We start from the raw sequence: 12439 nt of genomic DNA on the forward strand, positions 1-12439 counted from the left end.
GGAGCCACTCGTCCGTACCTGTGACGGCGACGACGACAGTGAAAGCGGAGGAACCAGGGATGAGCGTCAAGGGACCGGCCGGCTACTTCCCCTCGATCGAGCAGAAGTACGGGCGCCCGATCGCCGAGTGGCAGGAGCTGATCCGCAGCTCGCCGCTGACCAGGCACATGGAGCTGGTCGCCTGGTTGAAGAGCGAGCACGGCCTGGGCCACGGCCATGCCAACGCGCTGGTCGCCCACACGCTCGCCGCCCGACCGCCCCGTCCCGCCCGGAACCGCACCCGAGGAGCTTTGAAGACGACCGAGTTCGTGACCTCCGCCGACGGCACCCGGATCGCCTACCGGGCGGTGGGCGAGGGCCCTGCCGTGGTGCTCGTGGACGGCGCGCTGTGTCACCGCGCGTTCGGCCCGACGACCGCGATCGCCGACCGACTGGCCGACGGCCACCGGGTGTTCAGCTACGACCGGCGCGGGCGCGGGGAGAGCGGCCCGCTGGACGGGTACGCCGTGGAGCGGGAGGTCGAGGACCTGGCGGCGCTGGTCGCGGCGGCGGGCGGCTCGGCGACGCTGTTCGGCCTGTCCTCCGGCGGGGCGCTGGCGCTGCGGGCGGCCGGTGCGGGCATCGGCGTCGAGCGGGTCGCCGTGTACGAGCCGCCGTTCACCACCACCGAGGAGCAGCGGGCCCGGTTCTCCGACTACCGGGCGGGCGTGACGCGGGACATCGCCGCGGGCGACCGGGGTGCGGCGGTCGCCCGGTTCATGGCGTACGTCGGCATGCCGGAGCCGATGGTCGACGGGATGCGGCAGTCCCCCGTCTGGCCGGTGTTCGAGGAGGTCGCGCCGACGCTGGCCACCGACGCGCAGGCGCTGGACGGCGAGGGCGGCGCGCCGGTGCCCGTCGGGCGGCTGGCCGCGCTGGGCGTGCCGGTGCTGGTGCTGGACGGCGGGCTGAGCCCCGAGTCGCTGCGGGACGCGGCCCGGGCGACGGCCGCCGCCGCGCACGCCGAGTACCGCACCCTGGAGGGCCAGACCCACGAGGTGGCGCCGGAGGTGCTGGCGCCGGTGCTCGCGGAGTTCGTCGCCAAGGGCTGACGGCGGGGCGCGGCCGGCAGCGAAACGCGCTGCCGGGTGATCCGTGCCCCTGCTACGGTCGGGACTCCCACCTGGCTGCCTTGAGGAGCAGACTCCGATGCATGATGCCCGCGCCCTGATCGACCTGGGGGACGAAGCCGTCCGGCGGCTCGCCCGTCGCGGCTACCGGCTCGACCTGTCCGCGCTGGAGGCCCTGCAGTCCCGGCGCAACGCGGGCATTCGGAGCGGTGACGAGCTGCGGGCGCGGTCGAAGCAGGTCGCGCAGGAGGTGCAGCGGACGGCGAAGCAGGGCGGGGACGTCTCCGAGCTGAAGGAGAGCGCCCGTTCGCTGAAGGAGCAGATCCAGCAGAACGAGGCCGAGCTGGAGAAGGTCCAGCAGGAGCTGACGGACCTGCTGCTGACGATCCCGAACCTGCCGTCCGACGAGGCGCCGGACGGCTTCTCGGACGCGGACGCCAGCGAGGTGCGCCGGGTCGGCGAGCCGCAGTCGTTCGACTTCGCGCCCAAGGACCACGTCGACCTGGGCGAGACCATGGGCATCATGGACTTCGGCCGGGCCACCAAGCTGTCGGGTTCGCGGTTCAGCGTGCTGCGCGGCGCCGGTGCGGCGCTGGAGCGGGCGATCGTCGCGCTGCTGCTGGACCTGCACACCCGCCGGCACGGCTACGTCGAGCACGCGGTGCCGTACCTGGTGAACCGGCGCACCATGACCGGCACCGGGCAGCTGCCGAAGTTCGAGGAGGACCTGTTCCGGACGGGCGTCGCCGACCGGGACCTGTTCCTGATCCCGACCGCCGAGGTGCCGCTGACCAACCTGTACGCGGACGAGGTCGTCCCGCCGGCGGAGCTGCCGCTGGCGCTCACCGCGCACACCCCGTGCTTCCGTTCGGAGGCCGGCTCGTACGGGCGGGACACCCGCGGGCTGATCCGACTGCACCAGTTCTCGAAGGTGGAGATGGTGCGGATCTGCGCCGCCGAGCAGGCGCGGGAGCAGATGCTGCTGATGGTGTCGCACGCCGAGGCGTGCCTGCAGGAGCTCGAACTGTCGTACCGGGTGGTCATGTTGGCGGCCGGCGACACCGGGTTCTCGTCGCAGCTGACGTACGACCTGGAGGTGTGGCTGCCCAGCCAGGACACCTACCGGGAGATCTCCTCGGTGTCGGACTTCGGCACCTTCCAGGGCCGCCGGGCCGGCATCCGCACCCGCGACGAGAACGGGAAGCCGACCCCGGCGGCGACCGTGAACGGTTCGGGTCTGCCGCTGGGCCGCACCATCGCGGCGGTGCTGGAGCAGCACCAGCAGGCCGACGGTTCGGTGCTGCTGCCGAAGGCGCTGCACCGGTACCTCGGCTTCGCCCGGATCGCCGCCGACGGCACCCCGGTCGAGGAGTAGGACTCGCGTCGTGGACGGCGCGCGGCGGCCCTGCGAGGGGCGGCCGCGCGCCGTTCGCGCATTCACGCGCGCCGTCCGTGCGTTCAGGCTCAGGTCGGCAGGGTCGCGGCGACCTGCCAGCCGGGGCCGTGCGGGCCGGCCGTCAGCTCGCCGCCCAGGTCGGCGATCCGGCTGCGCAGCGCGGCCAGGCCGGTGCCGCCGCCGGGGCGGGCGTGCGGGTGGGCGGGGCCGCTGTCAGTGACGGTGACGGTCAGTCCGGCGCCTGGCCGGTGGGCGAGGGCGACGGTGATCCGGCCGGCGGCGGGCGCGTGGCGGCGGATGTTGGTGAGGGCCTCCAGCGCGACCCGGTAGGCGGCGTCCTCGACGGCGGGCGGCAGCGCGGGGAGCTCGGCGTGGCCGTGCAGGGCCGGGCGGTCGGGGAACCGGTCGAGCAGCGCGGGCAGTTCGGCGAGGGTGTGGCGGCGCGGGCCGGCGCCGTCGGGGGCGCGCAGCGCGTCGAGGGTGTGGTCCATGGAGGCGAGGGCACGCTGTCCGGCGGACTCCAGGCGGGCCAGCAGCCGGGCGTTCTCGTCCTCGTCGTAGCCGCCGAGCTGGGCGGCCTGCACCTCCAGCAGGATGCCGGTGAGCTCGTGGGCGACGTAGTCGTGCAGGTCGCGGGCGACGGCGAGGCGCTGCTCGTGGCGGGCGTCGCGGACGGCGCGGGCCCGGCGGTCGTCCTGGCCGCGCAGGTGGAGGGCGGCGCCGAGGACGCCGGCGAGGGGAACGGCGGCGAGCAGCAGCCCCGCCGCGGAGGCGGGCCCCGGAAGCGGCTGGCGCAGCGCGAAGCGCAGCGGCAGCGCCAGCGCGGCGGTGGCGGTGAGCGCGCCGACGGCCCAGGCCCGACGGGTGGTCAGTCGCCGTACCGAGCGCGCCACCAGGACCAGCAGCGCGGTGAACTCGACGGGCGTCCACAGCTGCGCCAGCAGGTGGTCGCCCGGGAGGCCGGCGTCGAGGGCGAGCGAGACCAGGGCGGCGGCGACCGGCCCGGCGACGGGCGGCGGGCGGAGCGTGGTGAGGGCGAGGACCAGCGCGGCGGCGAGGGCGGGGAACCAGGCCGTCCACGGGGCGAGCGCGGCGGGCAGCAGCAGCAGGGCGACGGCCGCGGCGGTCAGGACCCGGCGGGCGGTCATGCGGGCAGGTCGGTGAGGTAGCCGAGTTCGAAGGCGCGCATGGCGATGCCGACCCGGTTGCGGACGCCGAGTTTGCGCTGGATGTGCGCGACGTGGGTCTTCACGGTGCCGGGCGAGATGAACAGGGCGGCGGCGATGTCGGCGTTGGTGCGGCCGGCGGCGACCTCGCGGGTGATCTCCTGCTCGCGGGCGGTGAGCGGTTCGGCGAGCGGCGCGGTCTCGGGGCGGCGGCCGGTGACGTGCTGGAGCAGGCGGACGGTGACGGACGGGCTGATCAGGCTGTCGCCGGCCATCGCGGCGCGGACGGCTTCGATCAGCAGGGCCGGTCCGGAGCGTTTGAGCAGGAAGCCGGAGGCGCCGCCGCGCAGCGCCGGGTACACGTACTCGTCGAGGTCGAACGTCGTCACCACGACCACCTTGACCTGCGGGTCGGCGGTGGGTCCGCAGAGCTGCCGGACGACTTCCAGGCCGTCCATCCGGGGCATCCGGACGTCGACCAGCGCGACGTCGGGGCGCAGCGCGCGGGCGGCTTCGACGGTGGCGACGCCGTCGGCGGCCTCGCCGACCACCTGGAGGTCCGGTTGGGTCTCCAGGATGCGGCGCAGGCCGCGGCGCACCATCTCCTGGTCGTCGGCGATCAGTACCCGGATGGTCACCCGGCGGATTCTGTCATAGTGCGCTTGTCGTACCGGGCCCGCTTTTTGACGTGACGTCACTTTCGGACGGCGGACGGGGCGGGCGATGCGGGCGGCCAGTCGGCGCGGGCCGCGAGCGGGTGCCGGGCGCCGTCCGGCCGCCCGTCAGGGCAGGTAGCGGTAGCCGAGGCCGGGTTCGGTGATCAGGTGCCGGGGCCGGTGCGGGTCGCGTTCGAGTTTGCGGCGCAGGGCGGCGAAGTGGACCCGCAGGTAGTTGCCGTGGTGGTCGTGGCCGGGGCCCCAGACGGCGGTGAGGAGTTGGCGGCGGCCGACCAGCCGGCCGGGGGCGGCGAGCAGCACGGAGAGCAGCTGCCATTCGATGGGGGTGAGCCGGACGGGGCCGTCCGGTCCGGTGGCGAGGGCGGCGGCGGCGTCGACGGTGTGGTCGCCGATCCGGGCGAGCGGCGGGGCGTCGGCGGGTGCGGGGCGGCGCAGGACGGCGCGCAGCCGGGCGAAGAGTTCGTCCATGACGAAGGGTTTGGTGAGGTAGTCGTCGGCGCCGCCGTCGAGGGCGTGGATGCGGTCGGCGGGGTCGGTGCGGCCGGACAGCACGATGATCGGTGCGGCGCTGTACCGGCGCAGTGCGCGCAGGACGTCCATGCCGTCCTGGTCGGGCAGGCCGAGGTCGAGCAGGACGGCGTCGGGCGGGCTCTGTTCGGCGAGCCGCAGGGCCTGTTGGGCGGTGTCGGCGGTGAGCGCGGCGTACTGGCGGGCCAGCAGGTTGAGGCGCAGGGTGCGCAGCAGGCGGGGTTCGTCGTCGACGGCGAGGACGCTGGTCATCGGGTTTCCTCGGGGGGTTCTTCGGTGGCGGCGGGCAGGGTGAGCAGCATGGTGGTGCCGCCGCCGGGGGTGTCCTCGACGTCGAGGCTGCCGCCCATGGCTTCGGCGAGGCCGCGGGAGAGTGCCAGGCCGAGGCCGAGGCCGGTGGTGTTGTCGGTGTCGCCGAGGCGTTGGAACGGCAGGAAGACCCGGTCGCGGTCCTCGGGCGGGATGCCGGGGCCGCGGTCGACGATCCGGATCTCCACCCGGTCGGCGTGCGCGGAGGCGGTGACCAGGACGGGTGCGCCGGGTGCGTTGTGCCGCAGCGCGTTGGTGACGACGTTGGCGAGGACGCGTTCCAGCAGCGGCGGGTCGGCGAGCACCGGCGGCGCGGTGTCGAGGTCGAGGGGCTGGACGGGCGCGTCGGGGTCGGGCAGCGAGTCGAGGGCGCGCGGCAGGATCTCGTCCAGGTGGGTGGGTTGCAGGTGCAGGGTGAGCGCGCCGGCCTGGAGGCGGCTGAGGTCGAGCAGGTTGTCGACCAGCCGGGTCAGTTCGACCAGGGACTCGTCGGCGAGGGCGAGCAGTTCGGCCCGGTCGTCGGCGGAGAACTCGACGTCGGGGCTGCGCAGCGAGCCGACCGAGGCGAGTGCGGTGGCGAGCGGGGTGCGCAGGTCGTGGCTGACGGCGGCGAGCAGCGCGGTGCGCATCCGGTCGGCGGCGCGGATGGGTTCGACCTCGGCGGCGACGGTGGCGAGGCGGTCGCGTTCCAGGGCGGCGGCCAGGTGGGCGGCGAACGCGGCCAGCACCCGGTGGTCGGTGTCCGGCAGGCGGCGTCCGGTGAGCACCAGCAACGCGTCGGCGCCGACCGGGAGTTCGGTGACTTCGGGGTGTTCGTCGGGGGTGGCCGGGGTGTCGGTGCGGGCGAGGACTTCGCCGCTGGCGGGGTCGAGCAGCGCGGCGGTGTCCAGGCCGAAGGAGGTGCGGGTGCGTTCCAGCAGGGCGGGGACGGCGTCGGCGCCGCGGAGTACGGAGCCGGCCAGCGTGGAGAGGGTCTCGGCCTCGGCGGTGGCGCGGGCGGCGCGGGCGGTCTGCCGGGCGGAGTGGTCGACGACGGTGGACACGCACAGCGCGACGGCGGCGAACACGGCGAGCGCGATGAAGTTGTTGGCCTCGTTGATGGTGAAGGCGTGCACCGGCGGGATGAAGTAGTAGTTCAGCAGCAGCGAGGCGACCAGTGAGGCGAGCAGGGCGGAGACCGCGCCGCCGAGCAACGCGACGCCGACGACGCCGAGTTGGAAGATCAGCGCGTCGGTGGTGAGGTTCAGCGCGGTGTGCGCCTGGGAGAGCACGGCGGTCAGCACCCAGGGGACGGCCAGCCCGGCCGCGTACCCGGCCACGGTGCGGCGGCGGGAGTGCCGGCGGCCCAGCGAGGGCAGTCGGCCGCGGCCGGTGAACGCGTGGGTGACCATGTGGACGTCGATGTCCTCGGACCGGTCGACGGTGGTCTCGCCGATGCCGGGGCCGGTGAGGAAGCGGTTGGTGCGGCCGCGCCGGCTGGTGCCGAGGACCAGCTGGGTGGCGTCGCGGGCCCGGGCGAAGGTCAGCAGCGTCTCGGGGATGTCGTCGCCGACCACCACGTGGTAGCTGCCGCCGAGCGACTCGACCAGGCTGCGCTGCTCGGCGAGCCTGCCCGGGGAGGCGCCGGCCAGGCCGTCGCTGCGGGTGACGTGCACGGCGATCAGTTCGCCGCCGGCGGTGCGGTCGCAGATCCGGGCGGCGCGGCGGATCAGCGTGGGGCCCTCCGGTCCGCCGGTGAGGGCGACGACCACGCGTTCGCGGGTCTCCCACACCCGGTCGATGTTGTGCACCGCCCGGTAGTCGCGCAGCCCTTCGTCGACCCGGCCGGCCAGCCAGAGCAGCGCGAGTTCGCGCAGCGCGGTGAGGTTGCCGACCCGGAAGTAGTTGGCGAGCGCGGCGTCGACCTTCTCGGCCTGGTAGACGTTGCCGTGCGCGAGCCGGCGGCGCAGTGCCTGCGGGGCCATGTCGACCAGTTCGATCTGGTCGGCGCGGCGCACCACCTCGTCGGGGACGGTCTCGCGCTGCGGCACGCCGGTGATCTTCTGCACCACGTCGTTGAGCGACTCCAGGTGCTGGATGTTGACGGTGGTGACCACGTCGATGCCGGCGGCGAGCAGCTCCTCGACGTCCTGCCAGCGCTTGGCGTGCCGTCCGCCGGGGATGTTGGTGTGGGCGAGTTCGTCGACCAGGGCGAGTTCGGGGCGGCGCCGCAGCAGCGCGTCCAGGTCGAGTTCGGCGAACTCGGTGTCGCGGTAGCGCCTTCGGGCGCGCGGGAGTTGCTCCAGGCCCTCGAGGAGCCGGGCGGTGCGGGGCCGGTCGTGGGTCTCCAGGAAGCCGACCACCACGTCGGTGCCGCGCTCCTGCCGGCGGTGCGCCTCGTCCAGCATCCGGTAGGTCTTGCCGACGCCGGGGGCCGCGCCCAGGAAGACCCGTAGCCGGCCCCGCCGGTGGCCGGGCAGCTGCGCTCCGAGGTCAACTGGCATGGCGGCTCGTCTCACGGTCGGGGGCGGACAGGGGTCGGCCGACCCGGGCGGGGGAGCGCCCGGGTCGGCCTGCTTGCGTAATTGACACATCGTCACGTGAGGTCGGCGACCGCACGGTTGAGCAGTACCACGTTGACTCCGCCCTGACCGAGGAAGCCGAGCGAGCGGCCGTCGGTGTACTGGCCGATCAGCCGGTCGAGCCGGTCGGGGCTGACGCCGCGGGCCTTGGCGACCCGCTGCACCTGCTCCTTGGCGTAGGCGACGGAGATCTGCGGGTCGAGTCCGGAGCCGGAGGCGGTCAGCGCGTCCGGCGGGACGCTCGCCGGGTCGACGCCGTCGAACGCGGCGACGGCGGCGCGGCGTTCCTCGACGGCCTTCAGCAGGTCGGCGCTGTTCGGGCCGAGGTTGGAGGCGCCGGAGGACTTCGGGTCGTAGCCGCCGGCCGACGGGCGGGGCTGGAACCACTTCGGGTCGGGCCGGGCCTGCTCGTTCGGGTCGTCGGGGTTCTGCTTGGGCAGGTCGAAGCTCTGGCCGAGCAGGCTGGAGCCGATCTCCTTGCCGTCGTTCGAGACGACGGAGCCGTTGGCCTTGGCGGGGAAGGCGAGTTGGCCGATGCCGGTGATCAGCAGCGGGTAGGCGATGCCGAGGATCACGGTCATCACCAGCAGCATCCGCAGCGCGGTGAGGTGGGTGCGCAGGAAGACGGGCATGTCTCGTTCTCCTCTCTGGTCAGTTGAGGCCGGGGACGAACTGCACGATCAGGTCGATCACCTTGATGCCGACGAACGGCACCACCAGGCCGCCCAGGCCGTACAGCCCGATGTTCCGGGACAGCAGCGAACTGGCGTTGGACGGGCGGTACTTGACGCCGCGCAGGGCCAGCGGGATGAGGCCGACGATGACCAGGGCGTTGAAGATGATCGCCGAGGTGATCGCGGAGGTCGGGCTGTGCAGGCCCATGACGTTCAGGTGCCGCAGGCCCGGGTACACGCCGGCGAACATCGCCGGGATGATCGCGAAGTACTTGGCCACGTCGTTGGCGATCGAGAACGTCGTCAACGCGCCGCGGGTGATCAGCAGTTGCTTGCCGATCTCGACGATCTCGATCAGCTTGGTCGGGTTGGAGTCCAGGTCCACCATGTTGCCGGCCTCCTTGGCCGCCATGGTGCCGGTGTTCATCGCCACGCCGACGTCGGCCTGGGCCAGCGCCGGGGCGTCGTTGGTGCCGTCGCCGGTCATCGCGACCAGCTTGCCGCCCTCCTGCTCCTTGCGGATCAGGGCCATCTTGTCCTCGGGCGTGGCCTCGGCGAGGAAGTCGTCCACGCCCGCCTCCTGGGCGATCGCCCGCGCGGTCAGCGGGTTGTCGCCGGTGATCATCACGGTCTTGATGCCCATCCGGCGCAACTCGTCGAACCGCTCCCGCATGCCCTCCTTCACCACGTCCTTGAGGTGGATCACGCCGAGCACGCGGGGCGGACGCCCGCCCTCCCGGTCGGCGACCACCAGCGGGGTGCCGCCGGCGGCGGAGATCCCGTCGACCAGCTGCGCCACCTCGGGGCCGACCGAACCACCGTGCCCCGTCACCCAGTTGGAGACCGAGGCGGCCGCGCCCTTGCGGACCTCCCGGGCGTCCACGTTGACGCCCGACATCCGGGTCTGCGCGGTGAACGGCACCCACTCGGCGTGCGCCAACTCGCCCTGGGCGCGGGCCCGCAGGCCGTACGCCGTCTTGGCGAGCACCACGATCGACCGGCCCTCGGGGGTCTCGTCGGCCAGCGAGGACAGCTGCGCGGCGTCCGCCAGCTCCTCGACGCTCACACCCTCGGCGGGCTGGAACTCGGCGGCCTGCCGGTTGCCGAGCGTGATGGTGCCGGTCTTGTCGAGCAGCAGGGTGTTGACGTCGCCGGCGGCCTCCACGGCCCGGCCCGACATCGCCAGCACGTTGCGCTGCACCAGCCGGTCCATGCCGGCGATGCCGATCGCCGAGAGCAGCGCGCCGATGGTGGTCGGGATCAGCGCCACGATCAGCGCCACCAGCACCACGGTGGGCTGCGGGGCGCCCGCGTAGGTCGCCATCGGCTGGAGGGTGACCACGGCGATCAGGAAGACGATGGTCAGCGAGGCCAGCAGGATGTTCAGCGCGATCTCGTTCGGCGTCTTCTGCCGGGCCGCGCCCTCCACCAGGGCGATCATCCGGTCGATGAAGGTCTTGCCCGGCTCGGAGCTGATCTTCACCACGATCCGGTCGGACAGCACCTTGGTGCCGCCGGTGACGGCCGACCGGTCGCCGCCGGACTCCCGGATCACCGGCGCGGACTCGCCGGTGATCGCCGACTCGTCGACGCTGGCGATGCCCTCGACCACGTCGCCGTCACCGGGCACGATCTGCCCGGCCTCGACCACCACGTGGTCGCCGAGCCGCAGCGCGGTGCCCGGCACCTCCTCCTCGGTCTGCTCGGCGGGCCAGTCGACGAGCCGTCGGGCCGTCGTGTCGGACTTGGTGCGGCGCAGCGTGTCGGCCTGCGCCTTGCCGCGGCCCTCGGCGACCGCCTCGGCCAGGTTGGCGAACACCGTGGTCAGCCACAGCCAGGCGGTGATCGCCCAGGCGAACACCGACGGGTCGGCGATCGCGGCGACGGTGGTGACCACCGAGCCGACCTCGACCACGAACATCACCGGGTTCTTCACCATCACCCGGGGGTCGAGCTTCTTCACCGCGTCGGGCAGCGAGGCCAGCAGCAGCTTCGGGTCGAGCAGGCCGCCGGAGACTCTGTGCGGCGCGTTTTCGAGCGTGGTGGACATCAGCGGAGACCTTCTGCGATCGGCCCGAGGGCCAGGGCCGGGAAGTAGGTGAGGCCGACGACGATCAGCACCACCCCGGAGAGCAGGCCGACGAACAGCGGCTTGTGGGTGGGCAGCGTGCCCGCGCTCGCCGGAACGGGCTGCTGCCGGGCCAGCGACCCGGCCAGTGCCAGCACGAACACCATCGGCAGGAACCGTCCGAACACCATCGCCAGGCCGAGCGCCGTGTCGTACCAGGTGGTGTTCACGGTGATGCCGGCGAACGCCGAGCCGTTGTTGTTCGCGGCCGAGGTGAACGCGTACAGCACCTCGGAGAAGCCGTGCGCGCCGGAGTTGAGCATCCCGGCGCGCTCGCCGGGCAGCGCGATCGCGGTGCCGGCGCCGATCAGCACGATCGTCGGCGTGGTCAGGATGTACAGCGAGGCGAACTTCATCTCCCGGCCGCCGAGCTTCTTGCCCAGGTACTCCGGGGTGCGGCCGACCATCAGACCGGCCACGAACACCGCGACGATCGCCAGGATCAGCATGCCGTACAGGCCTGATCCGGTACCGCCGGGCGCGATCTCGCCGAGCATCATGTTGAAGATCGTCAGACCGCCGCCGAACGGCGAGTACGAGTCGTGGAAGGAGTTCACCGCGCCCGTCGAGGTGAGCGTGGTGGACGCCGCGAACAGGCTGGACCCGGCGATGCCGAACCGCTGCTCCTTGCCCTCCATCGCCGCACCGGCCGCCTGCAGCGCGGCGCCGGCGTGCTGGTGCTCGAAGAAGGTGATCAGCGCGGCCGAGGCCACCCAGAACAGGCCCATCACCGAGACGATCGCGTAGCCCTGCCGGTGGTCGCCGACCATCTTCCCGAAGGTCCGGGGCAGCGAGAACGCGATCACCAGCAGCAGGAAGATCTCCACCAGGTTGGTGAAGCCGGTCGGGTTCTCGAACGGGTGCGCCGAGTTGGCGTTGTAGAAGCCGCCGCCGTTGGTGCCGAGCAGCTTGATGACCTCCTGCGAGGCCACCGGCCCGCCCGGGACGGCCTGCTGACCGCCCGTCAGCGTGGTCACCTCGTGGAAGCCGTGGAAGTTCTGCACCACGCCGTTGGCGGCCAGCACCAGCGCGAACACGATCGCGATCGGCAGCAGCAGGCGCAGCGAGATCCGGGTCAGGTCCACCCAGAAGTTGCCGACCCGGTCGGTGCGGTTGCGGGTGAACCCGCGGATCAGCGCCGCCACCACGGCGATGCCGACGGCCGCGGAGACGAAGTTCTGCACCGCCAGGCCCGTCATCTGCACCAGGTGGCCCATCGCGGACTCGCCGCTGTACGACTGCCAGTTGGTGTTGGTGGTGAACGAGATCGCGGTGTTCCACGCCTGGTGCGCCTCCATCTCGGGCACGCCCAGACTCAGCAGCAGATGCGTCTGAAGGCGGATCAGCCCGTACAGGAACAGCACCGACAGCGTCGAGAACGCCAGCACCGAGCGCAGGTACACCGGCCAACGCTGGTCGGCGTCGCCATCGACGCCGACCAGTCGGTACAGGGCCTTCTCGGCTCTCAGGTGTTTCGCGGACGTCAGCAGCCCGGCGATGTAGTCGCCCAGCGGCCGGTAGCACAGGGCCAGCGCACCGACCAGGGCGATCGCCTGGAGCCAGCCGGCAAGAGTCGCACTCATGTCAGAACTTCTCCGGGTGGATCAGCGCGAGAACGAGGTAGCCGACCAGCGCGGCGGCGACGATGAGACCGACGATGTTCTCCACGGTCACAGCTTCTCCACCCCCCGCGCGATCAGGGCGATGACGGCGAACACGGCAACCGTGACACCGACATAGATCAGATCCGACATGGCATCCACCAAGGTGGCTCGGGACAACGGCCTGCGTATCTCGCCGGCCCCCTGAGCCAAGCAGCGCGCCCGGCCGCCTTTACGGTTCCTGACGCCCTCCATACGGGTGGTTCTCCGACCTTGACGCCTCCTTGACG

General features: G+C 72.8%; 11 protein-coding genes. 2 read left to right on the forward strand and 9 right to left on the reverse strand.

The genetic code is table 11. The features are described from left to right. Window positions 1–59 precede the first annotated feature (59 nt). Window positions 60–1091, forward strand: a complete 1032-nt coding sequence (locus tag ACIQF6_RS07360; RefSeq protein WP_400891210.1) for an alpha/beta fold hydrolase — start codon at window positions 60–62, stop codon at window positions 1089–1091. A 97-nt stretch (window positions 1092–1188) separates the two neighbouring features. Next, a complete protein-coding gene (gene serS, locus ACIQF6_RS07365) occupies window positions 1189–2484 on the forward strand; it encodes a serine--tRNA ligase (protein WP_400891212.1) in 1296 nt (431 codons plus the stop codon). Between the two features lie 89 nt (window positions 2485–2573). Here the strand turns inward: serS and ACIQF6_RS07370 are convergent, their stop codons facing one another. The 9 genes from ACIQF6_RS07370 to ACIQF6_RS07410 form a co-directional block, all read right to left on the reverse strand. Further along, the gene (locus ACIQF6_RS07370) at window positions 2574–3653 is read right to left on the reverse strand and encodes a sensor histidine kinase (protein WP_400891214.1); all 1080 of its coding nucleotides are present in this window, start codon (window positions 3651–3653) and stop codon (window positions 2574–2576) included. Beyond that, on the reverse strand, window positions 3650–4309 hold the full coding sequence (locus ACIQF6_RS07375; protein ID WP_400891217.1) for a response regulator: 660 nt from the start codon (window positions 4307–4309) through the stop codon (window positions 3650–3652). Before ACIQF6_RS07375 ends, ACIQF6_RS07370 begins: the two co-directional genes overlap by 4 nt. Window positions 4310–4453: 144 nt before the next feature. Then, window positions 4454–5128 carry a response regulator gene (locus ACIQF6_RS07380; protein ID WP_400891219.1) on the reverse strand — a complete coding sequence of 225 codons (675 nt, stop codon included), beginning with the start codon at window positions 5126–5128 and terminating at the stop codon, window positions 4454–4456. Further along, window positions 5125–7668, reverse strand: a complete 2544-nt coding sequence (locus tag ACIQF6_RS07385; protein ID WP_400891222.1) for an ATP-binding protein — start codon at window positions 7666–7668, stop codon at window positions 5125–5127. The genes ACIQF6_RS07380 and ACIQF6_RS07385 overlap by 4 nt, the downstream gene beginning before the upstream one ends. Before the next feature lie 92 nt (window positions 7669–7760). Then, a complete protein-coding gene (gene kdpC / locus ACIQF6_RS07390; RefSeq protein WP_400891224.1) occupies window positions 7761–8378 on the reverse strand; it encodes a potassium-transporting ATPase subunit KdpC in 618 nt (205 codons plus the stop codon). Between the two features lie 19 nt (window positions 8379–8397). Then, window positions 8398–10470, reverse strand: a complete 2073-nt coding sequence (gene kdpB / locus ACIQF6_RS07395) for a potassium-transporting ATPase subunit KdpB (protein WP_400891227.1) — start codon at window positions 10468–10470, stop codon at window positions 8398–8400. Further along, the gene (gene kdpA / locus ACIQF6_RS07400; protein ID WP_400891229.1) at window positions 10470–12131 is read right to left on the reverse strand and encodes a potassium-transporting ATPase subunit KdpA; all 1662 of its coding nucleotides are present in this window, start codon (window positions 12129–12131) and stop codon (window positions 10470–10472) included. The genes kdpB and kdpA overlap by 1 nt, the downstream gene beginning before the upstream one ends. Before the next feature lies 1 nt (window position 12132). After that, the gene (kdpF, locus tag ACIQF6_RS07405) at window positions 12133–12222 is read right to left on the reverse strand and encodes a K(+)-transporting ATPase subunit F (RefSeq protein ID WP_400891232.1); all 90 of its coding nucleotides are present in this window, start codon (window positions 12220–12222) and stop codon (window positions 12133–12135) included. Beyond that, a complete protein-coding gene (locus ACIQF6_RS07410) occupies window positions 12219–12404 on the reverse strand; it encodes a hypothetical protein (RefSeq protein WP_400891234.1) in 186 nt (61 codons plus the stop codon). The genes kdpF and ACIQF6_RS07410 overlap by 4 nt, the downstream gene beginning before the upstream one ends. Window positions 12405–12439 lie beyond the last annotated feature (35 nt).

Origin of the sequence: Kitasatospora sp. NPDC092948, from assembly GCF_044754805.1 — a bacterium.
GTDB lineage: Bacteria > Actinomycetota > Actinomycetes > Streptomycetales > Streptomycetaceae > Kitasatospora.